The following is a 24,479-nucleotide window of genomic DNA, read 5'->3' on the forward strand; positions in this document are numbered from 1 at the left end:
TCGGAATAAACTGGCGGTTCAAAGGATTACCCGGGTTGCTCCCCGGGGTTTTTCCCGGAGCGTCCGGTTCGCGCAAGCCCCCTTTCGCGGGTGGCCGATATGACTGCGAAGGAGTTCCTGTCGGTTCTTTTCATGGTTGCCGGGATCGTGCTGGTGGCCGGCGGGACGATGTTCGTCTCCTCGCTGCTGCGCCCGTCCAATCCCTATCGTGAAAAGAACGCGCCCTATGAATGCGGCATGGACGCCGCGGGCGAGGCGGCCGGCGGCCGCTTCCGGGTGCCGTTCTTCATCCTCGCGATCCTGCTGGTGGTGTTCGACGTCGAGGCGATGTTCCTCTTTCCCTGGGCGGTGGTGCTGAAGGAGATCGGCCCGGTCGGCTATGTCGAGATGTTCGTCTTCATGCTGCTGCTGCTGGTGGGCTTCGCCTACGCCTGGCTGAAGGGAGCGCTGGAATGGGAGGACTAGGCAACGCCATCCGCGACAGCGTGCTGTTCACGACGGCCGACAGCGTCATCAACTGGAGCCGGAGCTCGGCCCTGTGGCCGGAGACCTTCGGCATTGCCTGCTGCGCCATCGAGATGATCTCGGCCGGCTGCGCCCGCTACGATCTCGACCGGTTCGGCGTGGTGTTCCGCCCCTCGCCGCGGCAGTCCGACGTGATGATCATCGCCGGCACCGTGACGCGGAAATTCGCCCCGGTGGTGCGCCGGCTCTACGACCAGATGCCGGAGCCGCGCTGGGTGATCGCCATGGGCACCTGCGCGATATCCGGCGGCGTCTACAACACCTATGCCGTGGTGCAGGGGTCGGAAACCTTCGTGCCGGTCGACGTGCATGTGCCCGGCTGCCCGCCGCGCCCCGAGGCATTGATGCACGGCTTCCTGCTGCTGCAGGAGAAGATCAGGAGGTCCCGGGCGCTGGCCGGAACGCCTCTCGATCGGATCGTCGCGTCATGAGCGTGCGGCCGCCGCTGGACCGCGCCCCGATCCTGGAGCGCTTCGGAGCAGCGATCGAGGACCTTGGCCCTGTGCACGGCATCGATGTCTTCGCCGTTCCGCCGGAACAAATCGTCGAGTTCTGCCGGTTCCTGAAGGAGCATCCGGCGCTGCGGTTCAATTTCCTTTCGGACATCTGCGGGGTCGATCACTATCCCGAAACGCCGCGGTTCGAGGCGGTCTACCATCTCTATTCGCTGGCGAACAAATGGCGGGTCCGCATCAAGTGCCGGCTCGGCGATCCGCCGCAGGTCGCCTCGGTCACCGGCGTCTGGCGCACCGCCAACTGGCACGAGCGCGAGGCCTGGGACATGTACGGCATCCGCTTCGAGGGCCACCCCGACCTGCGCCGCATCTACATGTGGGAGGGCTTCGAGGGCTTTCCGCAACGCAAGGATTTCCCGCTGCGCGGCTACAGGGACAAGCTGAACCCCTTTGGCGCCGAAGGGCCGCCGCCGACGCAGCCCGACCTCGTCACCAGGGACATACCTGAGGGGAGCCAGTTGACGCCGGAGCCTAGAAAATGACCGAAGTCACCGAACTCGAAAGGCCGGAAGGCGAAGCGCTCAATACCAGGGAAGTGCTTCTCAACCTCGGCCCGCAGCACCCCAGCACCCATGGGGTCCTCCGGCTCGTGCTCGAGCTGGACGGCGAGTTCGTCGAGCGGGTGGACCCGCACATCGGCTATTTGCACCGCGGCACCGAGAAGCTGGCGGAGAGCTTTACCTATACCCAGATCTTCCCGCTGACCGACCGGCTCGACTACCTCTGCCCACCCTCGAACAACCTGGCCTTTGCGCTGGCGGTGGAAAAATTGCTCGGCATCGAGGCGCCGATCCGGGCGCAGTACATCCGCGTGCTGATGGCCGAACTGGCCCGGATCTCCGGCCATTTGCTGATCACCGGCGCGCTGCCGATGGACCTCGGCGCCATGACCGCGCTGCTGTATGTCATGCGCGAGCGCGAGATGATCATGGACATCATGGAAATGATCACCGGGGCGCGCATGCACACCTCGTTCTGCCGGGTCGGCGGGGTGCGCGAGGACCTGCCCGACGGCTTCCTGCCGAAGATCCGCGAGTTCTGCGAGATCTTCCCGAACCGGATCCGCGACTATGAGCAACTGCTCGAAACCAACCGGGTGTTCCTGAAGCGCACGCAAGGGGTCGGCATCATCTCCGGCGAGGACGCCATCGACCTCGGCCTGAGCGGCCCGAACCTGCGCGCCTCGGGCGTCGACTGGGACATCAGGCGCGACGAGCCCTACGAGATCTACGACCGGCTCGATTTCAAGGTGATCACCCGAACCGAGGGCGATTGTTACGCGCGCTGGCGGTGCCGGGTCGACGAGATGCGAGAAAGCATCCGCATCATCGAGCAATGCCTGGATCAGATGCCGGAAGGCCGCTTCCAGGTCGACATGCCGACCATCGCCTTCCCGGTCGACAAGGAGCGCGTGCACTGCTCGATGGAGGCGCTGATCCAGCATTTCGACCTGTCGGCCTATGGCTTCGTCGTGCCCAAGGGCGAGGTCTACTCGGCGATCGAGGCGCCGAAGGGCGAGCTTGGGTTCTACATCATCAGCGACGGCACGCCGAAACCATTCCGCATGAAGGTGCGGGCCCCATCCTTCGTCAATCTGCAGGGGCTGTTCGGGGTGAGCAATGCCCGCTACCTGGCCGACATGATCGCCGTGCTCGGCAGCCTCGACCCGGTGATGGCGGAGGTGGACAAGTAAAGGAGGTACGAACGCGATGGGCATGCGCGAACAGATCGAGACCGCGGCGGCGCGGTATCCCGACCGGCGCTCGGCAATCATGCCGGCGCTGCTGATCGCGCAGCAGGCGCACGGCCATCTGCCCGGCCCGGTGCTGGAGGAGGTCGCCGACATCCTCGGCGTCGAGCGGATCTGGGTCTATGAGCTCGCGACCTTCTACACGCTGTTCCATACCGAGCCGGTCGGACGGTTCCACCTGCAGCTCTGCGACAATCTATCCTGCATGCTGTGCGGGGCCGAGCGCCTGCTGGCGCACATGGAAACGGTGCTCGGGATCGGCAAGGGCGAGACCACTGCCGACGGGCTGTTCACGCTATCGACCGTCGAGTGCCTCGGGGCCTGCGAGATGGCGCCGGTGATGCAGGTCGGCGACCATTATCACGGCAATCTCAATATTGCGCGGGTCGACGAGCTGCTGGACCGCCTGCGGGCTTCGGCGCCGCGGGTCGAGACCATCGCGCCCGCCGCTGCACCGTCGCCGGGGGAATAGCGCCATGTTCGACCCGGTTCTCCTCAAGAACATCGACCTGCCGGACAGTCATCTGCTGTCGACCTACGAGGCCGGCGGCGGCTACCGGGCGCTGGCGAAGGTTTTGCGCGAGCACACGCCGGACGAAGTGATCGAACTCGTTAAGCAGTCCAACCTGCGCGGCCGCGGCGGTGCCGGTTTTCCGACCGGCATGAAGTGGAGTTTTGTGCCGAAGCGGGCCGACAAGGAGAAATACCTGTGTTGCAACGCCGACGAGGGCGAGCCCGGCACCTTCAAGGACCGCATCATCATGGAGCGCGACCCACACCAGCTCGTCGAGGGGCTGGCGGTCAGCGGCTATGCGATCGGGGCGAGGACCGCCTATGTCTATGTCCGAGGCGAGTATGTGACGGCGATCCGCCGGCTCGAGCAGGCGATCGCCGAGGCACATGCGAAGGGTTATCTCGGCACCGGCATCCTCGGCTCGGACTTCGATTTCACCATCCACATTCATTGCGGGGCCGGCGCCTATATCTGCGGCGAGGAGACCGCGATGCTGGAGTCGCTCGAGGGCAAGCGGGCCCAGCCGCGGCTGAAGCCGCCGTTCCCGGCGGTCGCCGGCCTCTATGCCAGCCCGACGGTGATCAACAATGTCGAGACGCTCGCCTGCGTGCCGCATATTGTGATGCGCGGCTCGGAGTGGTTCCGGGACATCGGCCCGGACAAGAGCCCCGGCCCAAAGCTCTACTGTGTCAGCGGCCAAGTGCGCAGACCCGGCCTCTACGAGCTGCCAATGGGCATCCCCTTGCGCGAACTGGTCGAGGAGCACGCCGGCGGCGCGCTGCCGGGGCGCAGGATCAAGGCGGTGATCCCGGGCGGGGTGTCGGCGCCGGTGATCCCGGCGAGCGGGCTGGAGGTCGGGATGGACTTCGATTCGCTGGCCGCCGCCGGCTCGATGCTCGGCTCGGCCGGGGTGGTGGTGATCGACGACACGACCTGCATGGTCAAGGTCGCCACCAGGATCGTCGAGTTCTTCCACCATGAGTCCTGCGGCAAGTGCACGCCGTGCCGGGAGGGGCTGAACTGGGCCGTGAAGGTGATGCGCCGGATCGAGGCCGGCGAGGGCGCCCCGGGTGACCTGGAGCAACTGGACATGCTCTGCAAGGGCATTTTCGGCAACACATTCTGTGCGCTCGGCGATGGTGCGGCGATGGGGTTGCGGGCGGCGCTGAAGCATTTTCGCGACGAATTCGCCGCCCATGTCGAGGAGCGGCGCTGTCCGTTCCACTGAAGGAGCGTGCAGGAAAGAAGGCAGCGAGGAACAATGGCTAGCATCACGATCGATGGGCAGACGCTGGAGGTCGAGGCCGGCTCGACGGTGCTGCAGGCCGCCGAGCGTCTCGGCATCGCGATCCCGACCTTCTGCTACATGAAGCGGCTGCCGGCGCTGGCCTCCTGCCGCATGTGCCTGGTGGAGATCGAGGGGCAGCGGCGGCTGCAGCCGGCCTGCGCCACCGCGATCATGGACGGCATGGTGGTGCGGACCAATACGCCGCTGATCGAGGAGACGCGCTCGTCGATGCTCGACATGCTGCTCGCCAACCACCCGCTCGACTGCCCGATCTGCGACAAGGGCGGCGAGTGCGAGCTGCAGGACATGGTGATGGCCTACGGGCCGCGCGAAAGCCAATTCCGCGACGCCAAGCGCGTGTTCCATTCCAAGGACATCCGCCTCAGCCCGGTCATCATCATGAACGTCAACCGCTGCATCCAGTGCCAGCGCTGCGTGCGGATGTGCGAGGAGGTTGTCGGCGCGGTGGCGCTCGGCACGGTCGAAAAGGGCATGGATACCGCCGTCACCGGCTTCGAGGGCAGCCTTGCCAGCTGCGACCAGTGCGGCAACTGCGTCGAGGTCTGCCCGGTCGGCGCGCTGATGAGCTTCCCCTATCGCTACAAGGCACGGCCCTGGGACCTTGCCGAGACCGACACGATCTGCCCGCATTGCGGCACCGGCTGCCAGCTGACCGTCGGCGCGCGCAAGGGCGAGTTCATGCGGGTCCGCTCCAAGCAGGAGCACGGCATCAACCGCGAAACGCTCTGCGTGCGCGGCCGCTTCGGCCTCGATTTCATCGAGAGCTCGGATCGCATCAAGCGGCCGATGGTCCGCCGCGACGGGGCGCTGGTGCCGGTGTCCTGGGAGGAGGCGGGCGACTATCTGCGCCAGCGGCTGGTCGCCGTCGCCAGCAAGCAAGCCGGCGGTCTGGCCTCGCCGCGCCTGCCCAACGAGGTGCTCTACCAGTTCCAGAAGCTGATGCGGACGGTGTTTTCCACCAACAGCGTCGACTGCTCGTCGCGCTGGTCGACGCCGGTCGACACCCTGGCCCCGCTGCTGGCGGGTTATTACAGCCGCGCGCCGCTGCAAGACGTGCTCGGCAACGATTGCGTGCTGGTCGTCGGCGGCAACGTGAGCGAGGAGAATCCGGTCACCGAATACCTGCTGCGCGACGCGGCGCGGCGGCGGGGGACCCGCCTGCTGATGCTCTCGACGCGGCCGTCCCGCCTTGACGCCGACGCGCGGGCGGTGGTTCGCGCCCCTCCGGGCGGCGAGTCGGCGAGCATCGGTGCGGTGGTGGCCGGCCTCGTGGCGGCGGCCGGCCAGGCATTGCCGGGGGAGGTGTTCGCAGCGGTCGGCGCGACGGCCAGCGGATCGGCGGCCGCCGCCAGTGAGGATGGGCACCCGATGGCCGCGGCGCTGATGGAAAGCCGGAGCGTTGCCCTGCTCGTCAGCGTCGATTTGCTGCGATCGCCCGAAGCGCGCCTCAGCCTGCAGCAACTCGGAAACCTGCTCCAGCTTCTCAGGCTGCTCGACAAGGCGCCGGTGATGCAGTTCCTCTTCGACCGCGCCAACCAGCTGGGCGCCTGGGACATGGGGGTGTTGCCGGCGGCGCTGCCGGGACTGCGGCCGGTTGCCGACAGTGTGGCGCGCGCAGCCCTCGGCGAGGTCTGGGGCGCCGACGTCCCGGCCGAACCGGGCGCCGATTTCGGTGCGATGCTCGACCTTTGCGACCGGAGGCAAATGGGCATGCTCTACATTATCGGAAGCGACCCGCTGCTGTCCTGTCCCGACCGGGCATTCGTGCAGCGGGCGCTCGGGTCCGCGGACCTGCTGATCGTGCAGGACGCCTTCCTCACGGAGACGGCCGGCCTGGCCGACGTCGTGCTGCCGGCGGCGGGCTACGGAGAGGAGGCCGGCACCTTCACCAACAACGAGGGCCGGATCCAGACGGTCGCGAAGTTCCGCGAACAGCGGTTCGCGGCGCGGGATAACCTGGCGATCTTCGACATCGTCGCGGCGGCCCGCGGGCGACCGCTGCAGCCATCGGCGCCGGAGGGAATCTTCGACGAGATCGCCCATCTGGTTCCGGCCTATCACGGGTTGGCACGGGACGAGCTTGGCCTGGACGGCGCTTTCACCCGCACGACCCCGACGCGGACGGACGGCCGGTTCTTCGCGCCTCCGCCTGCGGCGGCCGCATCCGACCGGCTGATGCTGATCACCGGCAACAGCCTGTTCCATGACGGCTATCTCACCGAGCACTCGGAAATCCTGAACACCGTCGCCGACGATCCCTATATCGAGATGAGCATGGCGGATGCGATGCAGCGGGGTCTGTCGGACGGTGAGGAGATAATTGTGCGATCCTCCCAAGGCAAGCTGACCGCGACGCTCAGGGTCAACAGGCGCTTTCCGAAGGGCCTGGTGTTCATCCCCGAGAACTACCGGGCCCTTCGCCTCAACAGCCTGATGCGACGCGGCGAGTATCCTTGCCCGGTGGAGGTCGAAAGCGCACTGGCCATCGTCGTTGCCCAGGTCGGGGACATCGCGACAGGATCGCAGCAAGGCGGCCAGGGCATCGAAGGCGGAACGGCCTGATCTTGCGCTGCGGCATGCCGTCGGGACGCCTGCAGCGGCGTCAGTGGTAGCTCACTCCGGCGATGTAGTTGTGCAAATCCTGCTCCGTGCGCATCGCCTCCTCGAGCCTGTGCTTGACCACGTCGCCGATGCTGACGATGCCCGCGAGCGTGTCGCCGTCCATGACCAGCACGTGCCGGGTGCGCCGTTCGGTCATGATGGCCATCGCCACCGGCAGCACGTCGTGCATCGAGCAGGTCGGCACGCTGAGGTTCATGATGTCGGCAACCCGCATCAACGGAGCCTCGGTTCCGTATTCGGCGATCGCCCTGCAGCAGTCCCGCTCGGACAGGGTTCCCAGGCATTCTCCCGGTGCGCCGCGAACGATCACGAAGCCGATGTTGTTGTCGCGGAACAGCCGCAGGACCTCCAGCATCGTCTCGTCCGGCGTGACCGAGATCACCTCGGGCGACTTCCCCTGCAGAATATGGTGGAGCAGCATCTGACCCTCCTAATCTTCGCGCGGCGGCCGGCGCGCGTTCACCTGCGTCTGATATTCCGCCACCAGTCATAGCCGCGTAGCGCGCTCGCCTCGACCTGAAGCGCCTCTGCGGTGTTCAGGCGGGCCGCGACCACGCCGCCCCCGGTCATCGCCTTGCCGGGCTTGGCGAGCAGATCGTCCCGGCCGATCACGAGGTCGCGCGAGGAGAAGCTGGAGAACTCGTACTGCTGGCCGAGTGCGATCGCATCGGCCGGACAGGCGTCCTCGCAGAGCCCGCAGAACAGGCAGCGGGCCGTGTCGATCTCGAACTTGGCCGGATGGCGCTGGCCGTTTTCGTCCTCATAGGGGACGACCTCGATGCAGTCGCAGGGACAGATCCGCGCGCAGAGCTCGCAGGCGACGCATTTGATTTCGCCGGCCTCGTCGCGCTTGAGGAAATGGTGGCCGCGGTAGCGCGAGTAGGGGAGCCATTTCTCCCTGTCGGGATATTGCATGGTGACGGGGCGGGAGAACATGTAGCCGATCGTCAGGGCAAGCCCGCTTGCCAGATCGGCGAAAAACGCCCAGCCGATCCACGTTCCAGCCTTGTCCAGAGCGCGCGACATCGGCGGCTCCTAAGAGATAACGACACCTGTGATAATTATGTTCGCCAACGACAGGGGAAGCAAGACCTTCCAGCCGATCGCCATCAACTGGTCATAACGGTAGCGCGGGAAGGTGAAGCGGAACCACATGAACACGTAGACGAAGAACGCCACCTTGAGCGCGAACCAGAGGAGCGGCGGCAACGGGATCAGCACGCCGTTCCAGCCGCCGAAGAACAGGATCACCGTCAGCACCGAGACCAGCACCATGATCACGTATTCGCTGACCATGAAGAAGGCGAAGCGGATGCCGCTGTATTCGGTATGAAACCCGGCCCCGAGATCGCCTTCCGCTTCGGCGAGGTCGAAGGGGATGCGCTGCGCTTCGGCGAGCCCCGCGACGAAGAACACGATGAAGCCGACCGGCTGGTAGACGATGTTCCACACGTCGGCCTGCGCGCGGACGATTTCGAGCAGGCTCATGGATTGCGCCATCATCACGACGCCGATGACCGCGAACCCCATCGGGATCTCGTAGCTGATCATCTGCGCGCAGGTCCTGAGGCTGCCGAGCACGGCGTATTTGCTGTTGGCGGCCCAGCCGCCGAAGATCACGCCATAGACCTCGATGCCGAGCACCGCGAAGACGAAGAGCAGCGCCATGTTCATGTTCGAGACGTAGAGCGAGATATCATGGCCGAGGACCGAGACTTTCTCGCCGAAGGGAACGGCGACGAACACCACGAAGGGCGGGGCGAGCGCCAGGATCGGCGCGAGCTTGAACAGGAAGCGGTCCGCCTCGGCCGGAATGTGGTCCTCCTTGGTCAGGAGCTTGATGCCGTCCGCCACCGGCTGCAGCAGCCCGTGCCAGCCGACGCGCATCGGACCCATCCGCTGCTGGATATGTCCGGCGATCTTGCGTTCCAGCCAGGTCAGCGGCAAGGGCAACAGCAGCAGCATCACGATCAGCAGCGCGACCTTGAAGGCGATCAGGCCAAGGGCGAGGACGAGGGCCATGTTCCCGGCTCCTCATGCGACGGGTGAAACGGCGACGACCGGGCTTCTCCCGGCCATCCATCAATCACTTCATTCATGCCACCGCTTGCACGGTACCGCGGCCGTCGGCCCGGTGCAACGCCGCCGGCCCGCCGCGGCAGGCGTTCGCGCGCCGGAGCCTCACGGCTCCCGGATCGCACTGTCGAGCCCGCGCAGCAGCGGGTAGAGGAAATACGAGATGACCGTGCGGTGCCCCACCTTGATCTCCGCCGACACCGTCATGCCGGGCAGCAGCCGCACCGGTTCGCCGGATGCGTGGAGCTGCGCGTCGGTAAGCAGCACCCGGGCCTTGAAGAAGGCTGCCTTGGACGGGTCCTCGGGGGCGTCCTGCTGCGGCGGGACGAAGGCGTCGCGGCTGATCGTGCGGACCGTGCCGGACGCGGTGCCGTATTTCTGGAACGGATAGGCGTCGAACTTGACCCGGGTCTCCTTGCCGGCGGTCACCCGTCCGATGTCGCGCGAACTGATCGATACCTCCGCTTCCAGCGGCACGTTCAGCGGGACGAGCGTTACGATCGGCTCGGCCTCGCGCACCACCGAGCCGACCGAACGCTGCGCAAGATCGAGAACGACCGCGTCGGCCGGAGCGACGAGTGCGACCATGTCGCGCCGCAGGCCCATCTTCTTCAGCTCCTCGCCGACCGTATCGCGCTGGTTGCGCAGCTCGACCAGCTGTTCCATGGCGGCGCGGCGGAAGTCTTCGATAAAGGCCTGCCGGTCTGCCCGGAGCTTGGCCAGCATGTGCCGGGCTTCGGCCGCCTTGCCGCGCACCTCGGTCAGTTCCACCTCGACGTCGAGACGCAGGTCGCGGGCCCCGAGAAAGGTGATCAGCGACCCGCTGTCCTTCTTGTAGAGCGTCTCGCGGGCGGCCTCGATCCGGCTCAGCGTTTCGCGCCGGTAGCCCAGGAGCGCCTGCTGGTCCGCGCTCGAGGCGAGGGTCGCGACCTGGCCGGCGATCTGCTGGTCGAAGTTCTGGACCTGGGCCAGGTAGAACGCCCGCCGCTGGCTGAAGAGCCGTGCCTGCAACACCTCGTCCGGCGTGCCGCCGGCAAGCAGCGTGTAGTCCGCACCCTGAAGTTCGGCTTCGATCCGCTTCACCTGGGCGTCCAGGGCGGCAAATTTGGTGCGGTTCTGGTCGACGTCGGACTGGCTGAAGGTGGCGTCGAGCGTCGCCAGTGTCTGGCCGGCGCGAACCACGTCGCCGGTCGCGACCTCGATGGTGCGGATGATCGAGGTTTCCAGCGGCTGGACGACGATGGTGGGTTGGGTGGTGATGAGCTTGCCGGGGGCGACCACGACCTCGTCGATGCGCGACACGCACGCCCAGAGCACGGCGGCGCCGATCAGCGCCGTGACGCCGTAAAGCGTCAGCCGGGCGATCCTGGGGGGCGCGCGTTCCTCCAGTTCCACCGCGTCGGACTGGAATTCGGCGATGACCGGCAAAAAGGCGCGCTGCACGACCAGGTCCGTCCCGGGGCGCTTGATCGGGGCGGGGAGGTTCTCCGGCGGTCTTTCGTCTGCGGTGCTCATGCGACCTGCCTCGTCTGCTGGGTCCACAGATGCCGATAGGTCATGCAGCGCGAAATCAGCTGGTCGTGGCGGCCGATGTCGGCCACCTTGCCGCGTTCGACGACGAGAATGGCGTTGGCATCGACCAGCGTCGACAGCCGGTGCGAAACGATGATCACGGTTCGTCCGGCGGCGATCTGGCTCAGGTTCTGCCGCAGGATCGCCTCGCTGTCGGGATCGAGCGCGCTGGTGGCCTCGTCGAGAATGAGCAGCTTGGGATCGGTGATCAGCGCGCGGGCGATGGCCAGGCGCTGCCGCTGGCCGCCCGACAGGTTGGCGGCATTTTCCTCCAGCATGGTCTCGAAGCCGCGCGGCAGCCGTTCGACGAACTCCTGGGCGCCGGCGATGCGCGCCACCCTGGCGATCTCCTCGATGCTGGCATCCGGCCTTGCCGCTGCGATGTTGTCGCGAACCGTGCCGCGGAACAGAAAATTGTCCTGCAGCACGACGCCGATGCTGGACCGGAGATGGACGAGGTCGATCTCCCGGCTGTCGTGTCCGTCGATGCGGACGAGCCCCTGCTGGTTCTGGTACAGCCCTTGGATCAGGCGCGTCACCGTGGTCTTGCCGGAGCCGCTCTTGCCAACGATGCCGAAGACCGACCCCGCCGGGACCGTGAACGAGACGTCGTCTAGCGCGGGGGCGAGATCGGGCGCGTAGCGGAAGGTGACCCGGTCGAACTCGATCTGGCCGCTGAACTGCGGCCGCATGCCCCGCCCGCGGCCGGACTGCTCGCGGCGCTGGTTCATGATCTCGCCGAGCATGCGCACCGACAGCGCCACTTCCTGGTATTCGTGAACCATCGTGACGATCTGCACGAGCGGCCCGGAGACCCGGCCGGCCAGCATGTTGAACGCCACCAGCGCACCGATCGTCATGGTCCCGCCGAACACGTCGAGCGCGCCAAGCCCGACGATGGCGACGCTCATCAGCTTCTCCAGCAGCCCGGTCATCGCCTGGGCGACCGACGAGATCTTGTCGACGCGGAAGCGCACCGAGATCGCCGCGGCGGAGCGGTCGTCCCAGACCCGCCGCTGACGCGGCTCCAGCGCCAGTGACTTCACCGTCCGCATCCCGTGCACGGTTTCGACGAGCAGCGCCTGCCGCTCCCCCTCGGCCTGGTAGAGCGCCTGCAGTCGCCTCTGGAACGGGCCGATCAACACGAGCACGACCAGACCGACGAGCGCTGCGAAACCGAGCACCACGAAGGTCAGCTTGACGCTGTAGAGAAGCAGGACCGGGATGAAGACCAGCAGCGAAAGTCCGTCGAGCAGGGTCAGGAAGAGCCGGCCGGTCAGGAACTCGCGGATCCGCCCCGTCTGCTGCATGTGCTTGACGATGACGCCGGCCGACGACTGCTCGAACAGGGCGATCGGCAGATCGAGGAGATGGCCGAAGGTTCGCGTCGCGATCCTGATGTCGATCTTGTTGGTGGCATAGAGCAGGAGATAGCGGCGCAGGAAGGTGAAGGCGGCGTCGAAGATGAGCGCCACGCCGATGCCGACGGTCAGGACCGTCAGCGTCGCATAGCTCTGGTGCACCAGCACCTTGTCGATCACGAGCTGGAAGAAGATCGGCGTGGTCAGGCCCAGCGCGTAGAGCACGAACGCCGCCACCGCGACATCGCGGAACAGTGCGCGCTGGCGGACGATTTCGGGAACGAACCAGCGCAGGCGAAAGGGCTGATCGCTGTCGAAGAGGCGATAGCTTCGCTTCACCAGCACGATCGACCCGTGCCAGGACCGCGTGAACCGCTTCTTGTCGAGCATGATGAACTCGGGGCGCTGGGCTAGCGGGTCGAACACGCGGACCAACCGTTCGGCACCGTCTTCAGCGACGCCGGCAATGGCGACCCAGTTGCCGTTGGCGAGTTCGGCAAGCAGCGGATAGGCATTGCCAACGGTAAACAGGGCGTCCCAGGTGAGGCGCACATGGCGGGCGCGCAAGCCGGCGTCCTTTGCCATGCGCAGCAGCCGGCGCGTGGTGACGGGCTGATCGCCCACGGCGTAGTCGTGCATCAGCCGTTCGGCGGAGAGGTCGACACCATGATGGCGCGCGACGAGCGCAAGGCACTGGAGGTTGGTGTGCTGCTGCGCGATCATGATGCCTACCGAACAGCGCCCTCAGTTGAAATTCGGCGATTCGTTCGTCGGCCCCGCCGGCCGGGGTGTTTCGCCGGCCGTGACGCTCTGGATGTCGCCGATGCGCCGGATGGCCCCCGCCTCGACCAGGCCGGTAAAGGCCTTCTGCATCAGGTCGACGGCGTTTGCGAACGCGTCCACCGGCATGATCACCCGCTGGCGGAATTCCTGCGTGGGGTTGTTGTTCGCGTCACGCTCGGTGGCCGACAGCGAAACAAAGTCGATCCGCACGATCGTGCCGGTCACGGTGATCTCGCCCACGCCGTCTGCGTAAAGTTCCTGGGTCATTGGATACTCCCTGGGTTGGCTTTGACCGGTTCATGGAAATCGTCGTTCTGCCAGGCGGGAAGAGCGCACCGGTGCCCTGCTCGCACGCTGGCATTGCCGCACCGGCGAACTTGACCGAGCGACGAACAGGGCGTCGATGGAGATGGGGGATCGGGCCAGGGCTGCACCGCGGCGGCCCACGCGCCACAGGGTGCGCCAGCCGGTGGCCCGGAGGAACTGCTTGCGCATGTCGCCGGACATGCTCAACAGGTCGTGGTGCTCGAAGCTCAGCGTGAACATGCTCCGCCTCCGTTCAACGAGCGTACGCGCGTGACGCGTTCGGTCCTGCGGCGGATTGATCCCTGGTCAAAGGGCATTCTGCCAATTTTTCCCGGGCAACGAACTACACCAATCGGTCGTAAGCCCCGAAAAACCGGAGTCCTCCGTATTGACGATCCCCGCCATTCGTGCGCGAAGCGTGCGCCATTGGCGGCATCGATTGGCGTAGGAGCTCGCGGCCGGCCACCGTGTTGACCAGAGCTATTTCGCCGATGATCCGCTCAATGGCAGGCGCGATCGGTTCGTCAGGCGCGGTACCGCTCGACGAGGGCCACGATACGCTCGCTGGCGGCAACGGCGGCGGCATGATCCTGCGAAAAGTTCAGGCGCACGCAGTTTCCGGAAAAGGGACTGAACTCCGTTCCCGGCGTGACGATCACGCCTGACTGAAGGCGCAGGATGCGGACGAAGTCCGGGCCGGAAACGGAGAGCGCCGGCAGGCTGGGGAAGACGTAGCTGCCGGCTTCGGTGGTGCGCACGCGAATGCCGTCACCGGCCCGGAAGACCTTCAGCAGATCGTTCCGGATCGCTTCGTGGTAGCGGATGCGCTGCGCCATCCAGCCCTCCGGCTCGTTGAACCAGGTGCGCAGGACCGCCTGGCTGTAGCCGCCGGCGCGCAGCGACACGATCGCCTGCAGCTTCTCCATGCGGGCGATCACCTCCCTGGAGCCGAAGGCGACGCCCAGCCGGTAGCCGCTGAGGGATTCGGTCTTGGACGGGCCCATGATGGTGATGACGTTCTGCGCCTCGATCCTGCCGGCGCGCAGGTGGGTGTAGGCGACATCGGAATAGACGAGCCGCGCGTAGAGCTGGTCGACGATCACCGTCGCACCGTATCGGCTTGCCAGCGCGGCGATGGCCTCGATCTCCTCGCGGGAATAGACCACCCCGACCGGGTTGTTCGGGTTGGAGAAAAGAAACACCTTCGCGCCGGCCCTGAAGGCGTCTTCCAGCTGGTCCAGATCAAGGCCGGCCCGCCCCTCGCCTCTCTCATAGTGCAGCCGGACCGGCAGCATTTCGCCTTCGAGGAACTCGACCAGCTTGCGGTTGGCGAAATAGTCGGGCTGCACGATCGCAACCTTGTCGCCGCGCGTGACGGTCGAGGCGACGGCCAGAAAGAGCGCGCCCTGGCTGCCGGGAGTGATGATCATGCCCTCCTCGCCGTCGACAGGGGCGCCGGTGAAGGTGGTCAGCCGCTCGGCAAGCTCCTGGCGGATCGTCAGCGCGCCACGATACTCCGTATAGGCCTGGCAGCCACCCGTCGCGACGCCCTCGGAGAACACCTCGAAGGAGCCAGGCGTCGGGGCGAAGGCGTCCACGTCACCGTGCGAGAAATCGACCGGACGCCCTTCCAGCCTGCCGCCGCGCATCATGGCCTCGAGGCCGCCCGGCTTTTGACGGACCTCCTGGCCGGGAGCGTTGTCGGTGCCGAGGCGGCTGAACTTGTCATGGATCGTCAACTGAAATCCCTCCCGAAATATCTATCGGTCGCAACCCTACGTCAGGCGGCGACCGATAAGAAACATTCGTTGGCAGTTTTCAGGGATGACGCTGCGCTGGACGGTTGACCGCACCTGCGGCGGCCCTGCCCCGGCGCTTCCGTGAAGCGCCGGGGCAGCGGTTCAACGGGCGGCGTTACCGGGATACGGCGCGAACATCACGACCCGACCCTGGCGGGGGCCGGCCGGAGCAACGCCTGCAAGTCGGTGGTTTGCGCGATCAGTTCCTCCGGCAGATCGGCCTGCAGCGCCAGGATCTCGCCGATGGTCTTGCCGGTTGCCAGGACTTCCTTGGCGAGGTCCGCGGCACGCTCGTAGCCGATGGCCGGGGTCAGCGCCGTGGCGACGGCGGTGCTCGCCTCCAGGTGCTTGCGGCAATTCTCGGGGTTTGCGGTTATTCCGTCGACGCATCTGGTGCGCAGCGTATTGACCGCGTTCGTCAGCAGTTCGATCGAATGAAGCGCGTTGTAGACGATCACCGGCTCCATTACGTTCAGCTGCAACTGGCCGGCCTCGGAGGCCAGGGTGATCGTCAGGTCATAGCCGATGATCTGGAAGGCGACCTGATTGACCACCTCGGGCACGACGGGATTGACCTTGCCAGGCATGATCGACGAGCCGGGCTGCAGGGCAGGCAGATTGATCTCGTTCAGGCCGCCACGCGGGCCGCTCGACAAAAGTCGAAGGTCGTTGCAGATCTTGGAAAGCTTCGTCGCCGTGCGCTTCAGCATGCCCGAAAACAGCACGAAGGCTCCGGTGTCCCAGTTGGCTTCGATGAGGTTGCCCGCCGCCGTCATAGGCAACCCGGTAACGGCCCTCAGCTCATCGACGGCCGCCTCCTGGTAGCCGGCGCGCGTGTTGATGCCGGTGCCGATGGCGGTTCCGCCGAGATTGACCTCGCAAAACTGCGATGCGATTTCCCCGAGCCGGGCGACGTCCTGGCGCAAGGTGGCGGCAAAGGCCTCGAACTCCTGTCCGAGCGTCATCGGGACCGCGTCCTGCAGCTGGGTGCGGCCGAGCTTGATCACGTCGTCGAAGCTCTCGGCCTTTGCCGCGAAGGCGCTTGCGAGCAACTCCAGCGCTTCGCGCAGCTTTTCCTGCGAAAGCAGGATCGCCAGGCGGATGGCGGTCGGATAGACGTCGTTCGTCGACTGCGAGAGATTGACGTCGTTGTTGGGGTGTAGGGCGTCGTAGCTGCCGCGCGGCAGTCCGAGGATCTCGAGGCCGCGATTGGCGATGACCTCGTTGATGTTCATGTTGGTGGAGGTGCCGGCGCCCCCCTGGAAGACGTCGAGCGGGAAGGCGTCGAGATGCTGGCCGGCGATGATTTCCTCGCAGACGCGGCAAATCACCTCCCCCTTGCCGGGGGCCAGGTCGCCGACCCTGACATTGGCACGGGCTGCGGCCATCTTGACGTAGGCCAACGACGTGATGAACAGGGGGAAATGGCTGATCGGGATACCCGATATCGGGAAGTTGGCGATGCCGCGCGCTGTCTGCGGCCCGTAATAGGCATCGGCCGGAATCGCCACCGGGCCGATCGAATCCACTTCGATGCGTTCTGTTTCCGTGGTCACTGTCAAGGAAGTCTCCCGTCTCTAATCAACTTTCACCAATGCATGTCTCCCAGATCCCACGGTGGAGATTCCGGCGCGCACGCTGCCGCGAAATGGACTTGCCGGGCCGAAGTTGAGGGAGAATGAATACAGGTCGCCGATGGCTGTTCGCCGCATGTCTCCAGGTTCGCATCGCCGGCGCGACCTGCCCGCGACGAGCGTCGTGCCAACCGAAAAGACGAAACCGGCTGCCGCCGGCCAGCCTCGAATGGCATTTTCATACCAGCCGCCGTCTAGAACAGATCGCGTGAAAAGGAAAGCACGCGATTTGCCTCGGGGTTTGCGGCCCTGATGTCGCCATGAGATCGCGGCCGGGCGATCCGCCCGACGCCGACGACCTGGAGTGGTGGGGTTGATTAGCGGATCACCAGCACCGGCACACTGGTCTTCACCAGCACCTCGGAGGTCTGACTTCCGAGCAGGACCTTCTGCACGCCACGCCGGCCGTGCGAGGACATCACGATGAGATCGCAACCGTTCAGCTTGGCGAAGCTGGCGATGGCTTCGGCAGGCGATTCATTGATTTCATGCACCAGATCGACCGGCACGCCGTGTTCGGCGCCGCGCCGTTCGATATAGGAAAACCGTTCCTTCATGATTGCGTCGATCTGCTGGTCATAGCGCCCGACGGGATCTTCGATGCCGCCCAGGCGGGCGGCACTCGCCATCTCCTGGCGCAGCGGTTCGGAAACGGTCAGGACGGTGACTTTCGCGTGGAGCGGCTTGGCGAGCGAGAGGCCGTGTTCGAGGCCCTTGCGGGCAAGTTCGGATCCATCGGTGGCGATCAGAATGTGCTTGTACATTTGTCTTCTCCGGCAGGAACTCTCCGGCATCCTGCACGACATCGGGCCGAAAGCAAATGCCGCCGGTGCCTGGCCACGGCAACTGCGGCGGATTGTCGGACCGGTTCCGCAACGCAAGGCCGCAATCCCGATCAGCTGCCGGCCGACCCCGCCGACGCAGATCGGCACGGCGGTGGCGCCAAACGGGATTTCGACAGATCAACGCCCGTTAGCAACTGCGCCTTGGCGGCGCGCAGCGGCCCCGCCGGCCCGGCGGATCAGCCCCGCGGCGCGCCGCCATGCCAGCCTTGCGAGCGGGACGGCTTGATTTAGCGGCCGATTTGGACTGGGATAGGAGCCTAGAAGAAGAAGAAGACCGGACGAAGTTCCGGCAGCCGCAATCGCATGGGGGCGGCAGAACCGGTCACAGCCTTTGGGAGGGGCTGCTGTGATGACGGACATTCTCATTGTGGAAGATGAACAGGCGATTCTGGAATCGCTTGAATTCATCCTCACCCGTTGCGGCTGGTCCGTCGGCGTGGCGCGCGACGGCGAGGCCGCGTTGCAGGCGGCGTTGCGTTTTCAGCCGCGGCTCGTGCTCCTGGACATCATGCTGCCCAAGCGCGGCGGTCTCGACGTCCTGAAGATCCTGCGCTCCAACGCGGCGCTGGCCTCGACCCCCGTACTGATCCTCACCGCACGAGGCCAGCAGTACGACCGGCAGGCGGCCATGGACCTGAAGGCGGACGGTTTCATCACCAAGCCCTATGCCAACGGCGAGGTGGTCGACGCCGTGCGGCGCATTCTCGACAGCCGGCCGCGCCCGGCCGCCTCCCGCGCCCATGCCTAGCCCGCCGGCCACCCCGAAGGAAGAGCCCGCCGAGCGCGAGGACGTCGCGTTCCTGGTGCCGTTTTTGGGCGTCGTGCTGCTGCTGCCGCCGCTTCTGAACCTGTTTGAGGATCTGCGCACCCCGTACGGCGTGCCGGTCGAGGTGCTGTACCTGTTCGGGGTCTGGCTCCTCATCATCGCAGCGGCGGTGCTGCTGTCGCGCCGCCGGCCGTTCCGCGAGCCGACGCCCGTGGCGGAGGCGGACCAGCCCTCCCGACCGGCCCCGGCAGCACCGGACCGGACATGATGCTGTCGCCCGATTTCGTCATCCTGACGGCGGTCGGCTATGTGGGGCTGCTGTTCCTGCTCGCCTATCTGTCGGACGCGCGGGCCAAGACGGGCAATGCCGGTTTCTTGCGCTCGCCGATCGTCTACACGCTGTCGATCTCGGTCTATTGCACGAGTTGGACATTCTACGGCGCCGTCGGCACCGCGGCGCGCAGCGGGCTGGAATTTCTGGCGATCTACATGGGGCCGACGCTGGTCTTCGTCGGCTGGTGGTTCCTGCTGCGCAAGCTGATCCGCATCGCCCACAGCCAGCACATCACCTCGATCGCCGATTTCCTGTCGTCCCGCTTCGGCAAGTCGAGCCGGGTGGCGGTTCTGGTCACGCTGATCGCGGTGGTCAGCATCACCCCGTATATCGCCCTGCAACTGAAGGCCATCACCACCTCCATCCAGGCCGTGTCGGTCGCGAAGGGCGGCGGAACCGACCATCTGGCCACGCTCGACGAGGTGACGCTGGCGCTGGGGGTCGCGATCGGCATGGCGGTGTTCACCATCCTGTTCGGCACCCGCAACGTCAACGCCCGCGAGCAGCACCCGGGCGTCGTGGCGGCGATCGCCTTCGAGGCCGTGGTAAAGCTGCTGGCGCTGCTCGCAGTCGGCATCTTCGTGGTTTTCGGCGTCGGCGGCGGCATCGCCGACATCTATGCGCGCGCCGTGGAGGCGGGCGTGCGCATCCATGAGAGCGAGCCGTTCGGCAGCCGTTGGGTCGCCGTGCTGTTCCTGTCGGCCTGCGCCGTCATCTGCCTGCCGCGGCAGTTCCAGATCACCGTGGTCGAAAATGCCAACGAGGACCACCTGCGCACCGCAAGCTGGGCCTTTCCCTGCTATATGCTGGCCATGAGCGTGTTCATCCTGCCGATCGCTCTCTACGGTCAGTCGACCATGGCGGCGGGGTCGAATCCGGACATGTTCGTGCTGACCCTGCCGATGGAGACCGGGCATGACGCGCTGGCGCTCTTTGCCTTCATCGGCGGTTTCTCCAGCGCCACCTCGATGATCATCGTCGCCTCGATCGCGCTGTCGATCATGGTGTCGAACCACATCGTCGTGCCGCTGGCGCTGCGGGCCGCCTCCACGGCAGACGAGGCCGGCGAGCGCGACATCGCAAAGCTGCTGCTGCGCAGCCGCCGCATCTCGATTGCCGTGATGCTGCTGCTCGGCTTTCTCTATTTCTGGCTGACGCAAGGCTCCGACGCGCTGGCGCCAATCGGGCTGATCTCGTTTGGCGGGGTCGCCCAGCTCCTGCCCGCCATGCTGGCGGCACTCTACTGGCGGACCGCGACGATGAAGGGGGCGCTGGCGGGGATCTCGGCCGGCTTCGTCGTCTGGGCCTGGACGCTGTTCCTGCCGTCCTTCGCCACATTCAGCCCGGTGGTTGCCGAGGTGGTGGCCAACGGACCCTGGGGCATCCGGGCCCTGCGCCCCGAGGCGCTGTTCGGCATGGAGGGCATGGATCCGCTGGTGCACTCGGTGTTCTGGAGCATGCTGACGAATGTCACGATGCTGCTGTGTGGCTCGGCGCTGACCAGCCAGACTGCGCTGGAGCGGATCCAGGCGGCGCTGTTCGTCGACGTGTTCCGGCGCGCCCGGTCGTTCAAGCCGCGCATCCTGCGCGGCTCCGCCAGCACCAGCGAGCTGTTCTTCGTGGCCGAGCGGGTTCTGGGCTGGAGCCGGGCGCGGGCGCTGTTTGATTCGGCCGGCGTGCCGCACCGGCAGACCACGCCCCAGCAGGGCGTTCCGGCCGACTTCATTGCCCGGCTGGAGCGCGAACTGGCCGGCTCGATCGGGTCGGCGTCGGCGCATATCCTGCTGACCAAGGCGATTGCCGGCGATGCGATCTCGCTGGAGGAGATGATGCAGATCGCCGATGAAACCCAGCAGGCGATCGAATATTCGCATGCGCTGGAGGTGAAGTCGCAGGAGCTGCATTCCACCGCCCAGCAGCTGAAGGAGGCGAATGCGCTGCTGAAGGAGCTGCATCAGCAGAAGGACGAATTCCTGTCGCAGGTCAGCCACGAGGTGCGCACGCCGATGACCTCGATCCGCTCCTTTGCCGAAATCCTGATGGCGCCCGACGAACTCACGCCCGAACAGCGGGCGCGCTTCATCACCACCATCCACAATGAGAGCGTGCGGCTGACGAAGCTGCTCGACGAAATCCTCGATCTCAGCGCGCTCGAGCAAGGCAAGCGCGACTGGGAGAACGTGCCGGTCGATGCGGAGGAGGTGCTCGAGCAGGCCATCGCCGTCTGCGAGGCGCTGGCGCGCAAGCGCAGCGTCTCGATCGAAAGCGGTGCGCGGGCCGGGAGCTGCATCGTGCCGGCCGATGCAGGCAGGCTGAGCCAGGTGTTCATCAACGTCATTGCCAACGCGATCTCGCACAACGATGCGACCGATCCCGTGGTTCACATATCATCACGGCGCTGCGAGGCGGGCTATGTGGTCGATATTTCCGACAACGGCCCGGGCATTCCGGCCATGTACCACAAGACGATCTTCGACAAGTTCGTCCGGGCCGAGCCGGACGGCATGCCCGATTCGCAAGGGCTGGGGCTTGGTCTGAACATCAGCCACAAGATCGTCGGCAAGCTGAACGGGCGACTGGAACTGACCAAGGGCGTGCTGCCGGGCGCCTGCTTCCGGATAACCCTGCCGACCTTGCGGGCGGCGGAGATTGTCGCGGTGCCCTAGGCCGGCTCAGGCCGGGATCTCCTGCCGGTGGGCGCAGCTCAGGCGCGGGCAGGGGACGCAGGACGGCCCGACCTCGACCGGGGCGCCACCGAGATCCAGCCCGTCGCCATAGACGGTGCGATCGGCGTGGACGACGTCGCAGGCCAGCATGATCGAGAATGTCAGCGGCTTCTGGCCGAACCGGGCGGCGTGCTTGGACACGGTCCTCGCCACCAGCAGGAATCGCCCGCCGCCCGGAAAGACGGAGACCTGCCGCACCACGCCACTGGTCGCGAACGCATCATAGATCGGCCACAACGGGCAGCCGTGGCCGAAGCCCGGTATCGTCAGGCCGGGCAGCGGAAAGCGCTTGGTGAGGCGCCCGGAGCGATCGGCGCGCAGAAAGCCGAAGGGCAGGCCTTCGCGGCCCTTGCCGCGCAGCGTCACCAGCCGGTGCGCGGCCTGCTCGAAGCTGACGCCGGCGAGCACGCTCAGCAGCTCGACGTCATAGCGGTTCTCCTCCGCCATGCCCAGGAACGCGTCATAGGGCATCATGATGGCGCCGGCGACATAGGAGGAAAGCGCGCGCAGGGCGAGCCCCCTGGCCTCCTCGGTGGACAGTTCGAGGCGGTGCATGGTTTGCCCGAGGCTTTCGGCGGAGGCGTGCGAGGCGTAGGCGCGCAGCATGCGGAATATCCGGGCCGGGCGGGGCGTGGTGTCCGGGAACACGAGCTCGGGCGTGCCCGGATCGGCGCTGCCGCCGATGCGGCACGCAATCCCGAACCGCCGCTCCAGTGCCGCCGCAAGCGGTTGTTCCGCGATCGGGCCGGTACCGGCAATTTCCCCGCGCAGGGCTTCGGCGATCGTCTCCAGCTCGGGAAAATGGTTGTTGTGGGCGATGATCGCCTCGTCCACTTCCCTGATCGGCGAGACCGGGCGCTGGCGGGCGGAGGTCTGGTCGAAATAGGCGAGCAGGCTCTGCGTGGTCGGAACCAGCTCGCGCGCCTCGGTATTGATGGTGGTGATGAAGCGCCGGCGTTCCTCCTCGGTGATGTCCGGGATGTCGGCAAGGATTTCGGCGCCGGACTTGATGCCGGCGATGCGGTTCAGGATCTCGTGCAGCATTTCCGACAGCAGCGGATCCGACTTCAGCCGGTGCCGGAGCGTTTCGATCTCCATCGTGGCGTCGGCATAGGCGCGGTGAAGGCGGGCGAGTGCCGTCCCCGCGTCCGGAAAGCGGGCGACGAGGTCGCGAACCGCCTGGGGCTCGATCTCGATTCCGCGCATCAGCGGCTCCGCCATCAGGTCGCCGATCGCGGCGATGGTGCGGGCCTCGCTCTCGCCGGACAGATGCTCCAGATCGATGCCCAGCCGCTCGCCGATGCGCAGCAGCAGCTTGCCGCCGATGCTGCGCTTGTTGTTCTCGATGAGGTTGAGATAGCTGGCCGAGATCCCCAGCATGCGAGCCAGGGCCACCTGCGACAGACCGGCGGCGATGCGCTTGCGCCGGATGCGGGCCCCGATCGGCGTCCTGAATTTGACCATTGTAAATTCTTTACAGGTTTGAATTTACCAATTCGCGCTTTGTGACAAAATCGATAAGTAAAGTCAAATACTTATTGAGAATATAACATTCTGTGACAGTCTCTTGCCGCGACCCGAAGACTCGGCCGCGTGGAGGAGATGAAATGACCAACTTTCGGACCAACAGGCGAGGCCTGCTCAAGGGGGCCGGCGCCGGCATCGTCGCGCTCAGCACGCCTCATATATTCACCAAGGGCGCCTGGGCGCAGAATTTCTGCAACGACCCGACCAGTGGCAAGATCGTTTTCGGCTTCAACGTGCCGCAGACCGGCTCCTATGCCGAAGAGGGGCTGGAGCAGCTCAAGGCCTACGAACTGGCGGTCAAGCACATCAACGGCGAAGGGGACGGCGGCCTGCTGAACACCCTGAAGCCCGCGGCGCTGAAGGGCAACGGCGTGCTCGGCCGCAAGGTCGAATACGTGACCGGCGACACCCAGACCAACACCGACGCCGCCCGCGACGGGGCACGGCGCATGATCGAGCGCGACAAGGCCATCATGGTCACCGGTTCGGTCACCTCCGGCGAGGCGATCGCCCAGCAGAGCCTGTGCCAGGAAATGGGCGTCATCTACATGTCCGGCCTGACGCACTCCAACGACACCACCGGCAAGGACAAGCGCCGCTACGGCTTCCGGCACTTCTTCAACGCCTACCAGTCGGGCGTCGCCATCGCGCCGTTCCTTGCCAAGGAATACGGCACCGACCGGCGGGCCTATCACCTGACCGCCGACTACACCTGGGGCTGGACGCAGGAGGAATCGATCAAGAACGCCACCGAGGCGCTCGGCTGGGAAACGGTGGCAACCGTGCGAACCCCGCTCGGCCTCGGCGACTACTCGCAGTATCTCACCCCGGTGCTGAACTCCGGCGCCGACGTGCTGATCCTCAACCACTACGGCCACGACATGGTCAACTCGCTGCCGCAGGCGGTGCAGTTCGGCCTGCGCGAGCGGCAGGCCAACGGCAAGAACTTCGAGATCGTTGTGCCGATGTTCTCCGAATTGATGGCGGTGGGCGCGGGCGAAGCGGTGAAGGGCATCATCGGCACCTCGAACTGGCAGTGGTCGCTGGACGACGAGGGCACCAAGGCCTTCACCAAGTCCTATGGCGAGGCCTATGGCCAGCCGCCGTCGCAGTCGGCCCACACCGGCTATGTGCAGGCCATCCTCTACGCTGACGCTGTGGAGCGGGCCGGCACTTTCTATCCGCCGGAAGTCATCAAGGCGCTCGAGGGCTTCGAGTTCGATGGCATGGGCAACGGCCGCACCGTCTACCGCGACACCGACCACCAGTGCTTCAAGGAGGTCCTGGTGGTGCGCGGCAACGAGAACCCGTCCAGCCGCTTCGACGTGCTCAACGTGATCGGCCGGACGCCGCGCGAGGACGTCACCTATGACGCCTCGATCTTCGGCGGCGAGCTCGGGCCATACGAACCCAACAAGTGCTGACCAAGGCATCGGCCTCCGCCCCGCCTGCCGTACGCGGGCGGGGCGGAGGCGCTCTGCCCCTGGAATTCGCAATGCACACCGTCTCGCATCG

22 protein-coding genes are annotated in these 24,479 nt (G+C 66.1%); 11 read left to right on the forward strand and 11 right to left on the reverse strand.

The window, feature by feature from the left end; translation table 11 throughout:
- Positions 1–99 precede the first annotated feature (99 nt).
- Genes C7449_RS08280 through nuoG form a run of 7 tightly spaced genes read left to right on the forward strand, consistent with a single transcriptional unit; the run spans position 100 to position 7,175 of the window.
- A complete protein-coding gene (locus C7449_RS08280) occupies positions 100–465 on the forward strand; it encodes an NADH-quinone oxidoreductase subunit A (protein WP_108002667.1) in 366 nt (121 codons plus the stop codon).
- Entirely contained in the window at positions 453–956 is a 504-nt protein-coding gene (locus tag C7449_RS08285; protein ID WP_108002319.1) for a NuoB/complex I 20 kDa subunit family protein, read from the forward strand. The genes C7449_RS08280 and C7449_RS08285 overlap by 13 nt, the downstream gene beginning before the upstream one ends.
- Complete coding sequence (locus C7449_RS08290) at positions 953–1,522, forward strand: NADH-quinone oxidoreductase subunit C (protein ID WP_108002320.1); 570 nt, start codon at positions 953–955, stop codon at positions 1,520–1,522. The genes C7449_RS08285 and C7449_RS08290 overlap by 4 nt, the downstream gene beginning before the upstream one ends.
- Positions 1,519–2,733: an NADH dehydrogenase (quinone) subunit D gene (gene nuoD, locus C7449_RS08295; protein ID WP_108002321.1), complete on the forward strand. Its 1,215-nt coding sequence runs from the start codon at positions 1,519–1,521 to the stop codon at positions 2,731–2,733. The genes C7449_RS08290 and nuoD overlap by 4 nt, the downstream gene beginning before the upstream one ends.
- A gap of 16 nt (positions 2,734–2,749) precedes the next feature.
- Positions 2,750–3,262, forward strand: a complete 513-nt coding sequence (nuoE, locus tag C7449_RS08300; protein WP_108002322.1) for an NADH-quinone oxidoreductase subunit NuoE — start codon at positions 2,750–2,752, stop codon at positions 3,260–3,262.
- A 4-nt stretch (positions 3,263–3,266) separates the two neighbouring features.
- Positions 3,267–4,532: an NADH-quinone oxidoreductase subunit NuoF gene (gene nuoF, locus C7449_RS08305; RefSeq protein ID WP_108002323.1), complete on the forward strand. Its 1,266-nt coding sequence runs from the start codon at positions 3,267–3,269 to the stop codon at positions 4,530–4,532.
- 33 nt (positions 4,533–4,565) lie between these two features.
- Positions 4,566–7,175 carry an NADH-quinone oxidoreductase subunit NuoG gene (gene nuoG, locus C7449_RS08310; protein ID WP_108002324.1) on the forward strand — a complete coding sequence of 870 codons (2,610 nt, stop codon included), beginning with the start codon at positions 4,566–4,568 and terminating at the stop codon, positions 7,173–7,175.
- A gap of 40 nt (positions 7,176–7,215) precedes the next feature.
- On the opposite strand, the gene C7449_RS08315 is transcribed toward nuoG, so the two are convergent.
- The 10 genes from C7449_RS08315 to C7449_RS08360 all read right to left on the reverse strand — a co-directional run bounded on the left by C7449_RS08315 (position 7,216) and on the right by C7449_RS08360 (position 17,530).
- Positions 7,216–7,656, reverse strand: coding sequence for a CBS domain-containing protein (locus C7449_RS08315; RefSeq protein ID WP_108002325.1), 441 nt, complete (start codon positions 7,654–7,656; stop codon positions 7,216–7,218).
- 38 nt (positions 7,657–7,694) lie between these two features.
- Positions 7,695–8,261 carry an NADH-quinone oxidoreductase subunit I gene (locus tag C7449_RS08320; RefSeq protein WP_108002326.1) on the reverse strand — a complete coding sequence of 189 codons (567 nt, stop codon included), beginning with the start codon at positions 8,259–8,261 and terminating at the stop codon, positions 7,695–7,697.
- A 9-nt stretch (positions 8,262–8,270) separates the two neighbouring features.
- Complete coding sequence (gene nuoH, locus C7449_RS08325) at positions 8,271–9,257, reverse strand: NADH-quinone oxidoreductase subunit NuoH (protein ID WP_108002327.1); 987 nt, start codon at positions 9,255–9,257, stop codon at positions 8,271–8,273.
- A 159-nt stretch (positions 9,258–9,416) separates the two neighbouring features.
- A complete protein-coding gene (locus C7449_RS08330; protein WP_108002328.1) occupies positions 9,417–10,826 on the reverse strand; it encodes an HlyD family type I secretion periplasmic adaptor subunit in 1,410 nt (469 codons plus the stop codon).
- Entirely contained in the window at positions 10,823–12,967 is a 2,145-nt protein-coding gene (locus C7449_RS08335) for a peptidase domain-containing ABC transporter (protein ID WP_108002329.1), read from the reverse strand. The genes C7449_RS08330 and C7449_RS08335 overlap by 4 nt, the downstream gene beginning before the upstream one ends.
- 21 nt (positions 12,968–12,988) lie before the next feature.
- Entirely contained in the window at positions 12,989–13,294 is a 306-nt protein-coding gene (locus tag C7449_RS08340) for a hypothetical protein (protein ID WP_108002330.1), read from the reverse strand.
- Between the two features lie 30 nt (positions 13,295–13,324).
- Positions 13,325–13,573, reverse strand: a complete 249-nt coding sequence (locus C7449_RS08345; RefSeq protein WP_108002331.1) for a hypothetical protein — start codon at positions 13,571–13,573, stop codon at positions 13,325–13,327.
- Positions 13,574–13,857: 284 nt separating this feature from the next.
- Positions 13,858–15,072, reverse strand: coding sequence for a pyridoxal phosphate-dependent aminotransferase (locus C7449_RS08350; protein WP_108002332.1), 1,215 nt, complete (start codon positions 15,070–15,072; stop codon positions 13,858–13,860).
- A 197-nt stretch (positions 15,073–15,269) separates the two neighbouring features.
- Positions 15,270–16,694 (reverse strand): aspartate ammonia-lyase, encoded by a 1,425-nt coding sequence (locus C7449_RS08355; RefSeq protein ID WP_108002333.1) that lies wholly within the window; start codon positions 16,692–16,694, stop codon positions 15,270–15,272.
- Between the two features lie 389 nt (positions 16,695–17,083).
- Positions 17,084–17,530: a universal stress protein gene (locus tag C7449_RS08360; protein ID WP_108002334.1), complete on the reverse strand. Its 447-nt coding sequence runs from the start codon at positions 17,528–17,530 to the stop codon at positions 17,084–17,086.
- A gap of 430 nt (positions 17,531–17,960) precedes the next feature.
- Between C7449_RS08360 and C7449_RS08365 the strand changes: the two genes are divergently transcribed.
- Genes C7449_RS08365 through C7449_RS08375 form a run of 3 tightly spaced genes read left to right on the forward strand, consistent with a single transcriptional unit; the run spans position 17,961 to position 21,377 of the window.
- Positions 17,961–18,359 (forward strand): response regulator transcription factor, encoded by a 399-nt coding sequence (locus tag C7449_RS08365; protein ID WP_108002335.1) that lies wholly within the window; start codon positions 17,961–17,963, stop codon positions 18,357–18,359.
- The gene (locus C7449_RS08370; protein WP_108002336.1) at positions 18,352–18,645 is read left to right on the forward strand and encodes a hypothetical protein; all 294 of its coding nucleotides are present in this window, start codon (positions 18,352–18,354) and stop codon (positions 18,643–18,645) included. Before C7449_RS08365 ends, C7449_RS08370 begins: the two co-directional genes overlap by 8 nt.
- A complete protein-coding gene (locus C7449_RS08375; RefSeq protein WP_245414329.1) occupies positions 18,642–21,377 on the forward strand; it encodes a sensor histidine kinase in 2,736 nt (911 codons plus the stop codon). Before C7449_RS08370 ends, C7449_RS08375 begins: the two co-directional genes overlap by 4 nt.
- 6 nt (positions 21,378–21,383) lie before the next feature.
- On the opposite strand, the gene C7449_RS08380 is transcribed toward C7449_RS08375, so the two are convergent.
- Positions 21,384–22,901 (reverse strand): helix-turn-helix domain-containing protein, encoded by a 1,518-nt coding sequence (locus tag C7449_RS08380; protein ID WP_108002337.1) that lies wholly within the window; start codon positions 22,899–22,901, stop codon positions 21,384–21,386.
- 143 nt (positions 22,902–23,044) lie between these two features.
- Here C7449_RS08380 and C7449_RS08385 point away from each other — a divergent pair, with 143 nt between their 5' ends.
- Entirely contained in the window at positions 23,045–24,388 is a 1,344-nt protein-coding gene (locus tag C7449_RS08385) for a substrate-binding protein (protein ID WP_108002338.1), read from the forward strand.
- The last annotated feature ends 91 nt before the right edge of the window (positions 24,389–24,479 follow it).

The organism is Mycoplana dimorpha (assembly GCF_003046475.1).
GTDB lineage: Bacteria > Pseudomonadota > Alphaproteobacteria > Rhizobiales > Rhizobiaceae > Mycoplana > Mycoplana dimorpha.

Excerpts from the sequence above, each read along its gene's own strand:
- C7449_RS08280 (WP_108002667.1), top strand. The coding sequence starts at position 100 with ATGACTGCGAAGGAGTTCCTGTCGGTTCTTTTCATGGTTGCCGGGATC.
- C7449_RS08285 (WP_108002319.1), top strand. The coding sequence starts at position 453 with ATGGGAGGACTAGGCAACGCCATCCGCGACAGCGTGCTGTTCACGACG.
- C7449_RS08290 (WP_108002320.1), top strand. The coding sequence starts at position 953 with ATGAGCGTGCGGCCGCCGCTGGACCGCGCCCCGATCCTGGAGCGCTTC.
- nuoD (WP_108002321.1), top strand. The coding sequence starts at position 1,519 with ATGACCGAAGTCACCGAACTCGAAAGGCCGGAAGGCGAAGCGCTCAAT.
- nuoE (WP_108002322.1), top strand. The coding sequence starts at position 2,750 with ATGGGCATGCGCGAACAGATCGAGACCGCGGCGGCGCGGTATCCCGAC.
- nuoF (WP_108002323.1), top strand. The coding sequence starts at position 3,267 with ATGTTCGACCCGGTTCTCCTCAAGAACATCGACCTGCCGGACAGTCAT.
- nuoG (WP_108002324.1), top strand. The coding sequence starts at position 4,566 with ATGGCTAGCATCACGATCGATGGGCAGACGCTGGAGGTCGAGGCCGGC.
- C7449_RS08315 (WP_108002325.1), bottom strand. The coding sequence starts at position 7,656 with ATGCTGCTCCACCATATTCTGCAGGGGAAGTCGCCCGAGGTGATCTCG.
- C7449_RS08320 (WP_108002326.1), bottom strand. The coding sequence starts at position 8,261 with ATGTCGCGCGCTCTGGACAAGGCTGGAACGTGGATCGGCTGGGCGTTT.
- nuoH (WP_108002327.1), bottom strand. The coding sequence starts at position 9,257 with ATGGCCCTCGTCCTCGCCCTTGGCCTGATCGCCTTCAAGGTCGCGCTG.
- C7449_RS08330 (WP_108002328.1), bottom strand. The coding sequence starts at position 10,826 with ATGAGCACCGCAGACGAAAGACCGCCGGAGAACCTCCCCGCCCCGATC.
- C7449_RS08335 (WP_108002329.1), bottom strand. The coding sequence starts at position 12,967 with ATGATCGCGCAGCAGCACACCAACCTCCAGTGCCTTGCGCTCGTCGCG.
- C7449_RS08340 (WP_108002330.1), bottom strand. The coding sequence starts at position 13,294 with ATGACCCAGGAACTTTACGCAGACGGCGTGGGCGAGATCACCGTGACC.
- C7449_RS08345 (WP_108002331.1), bottom strand. The coding sequence starts at position 13,573 with ATGTTCACGCTGAGCTTCGAGCACCACGACCTGTTGAGCATGTCCGGC.
- C7449_RS08360 (WP_108002334.1), bottom strand. The coding sequence starts at position 17,530 with ATGTACAAGCACATTCTGATCGCCACCGATGGATCCGAACTTGCCCGC.
- C7449_RS08365 (WP_108002335.1), top strand. The coding sequence starts at position 17,961 with ATGACGGACATTCTCATTGTGGAAGATGAACAGGCGATTCTGGAATCG.
- C7449_RS08370 (WP_108002336.1), top strand. The coding sequence starts at position 18,352 with ATGCCTAGCCCGCCGGCCACCCCGAAGGAAGAGCCCGCCGAGCGCGAG.
- C7449_RS08375 (WP_245414329.1), top strand. The coding sequence starts at position 18,642 with ATGATGCTGTCGCCCGATTTCGTCATCCTGACGGCGGTCGGCTATGTG.
- C7449_RS08380 (WP_108002337.1), bottom strand. The coding sequence starts at position 22,901 with ATGGTCAAATTCAGGACGCCGATCGGGGCCCGCATCCGGCGCAAGCGC.
- C7449_RS08385 (WP_108002338.1), top strand. The coding sequence starts at position 23,045 with ATGACCAACTTTCGGACCAACAGGCGAGGCCTGCTCAAGGGGGCCGGC.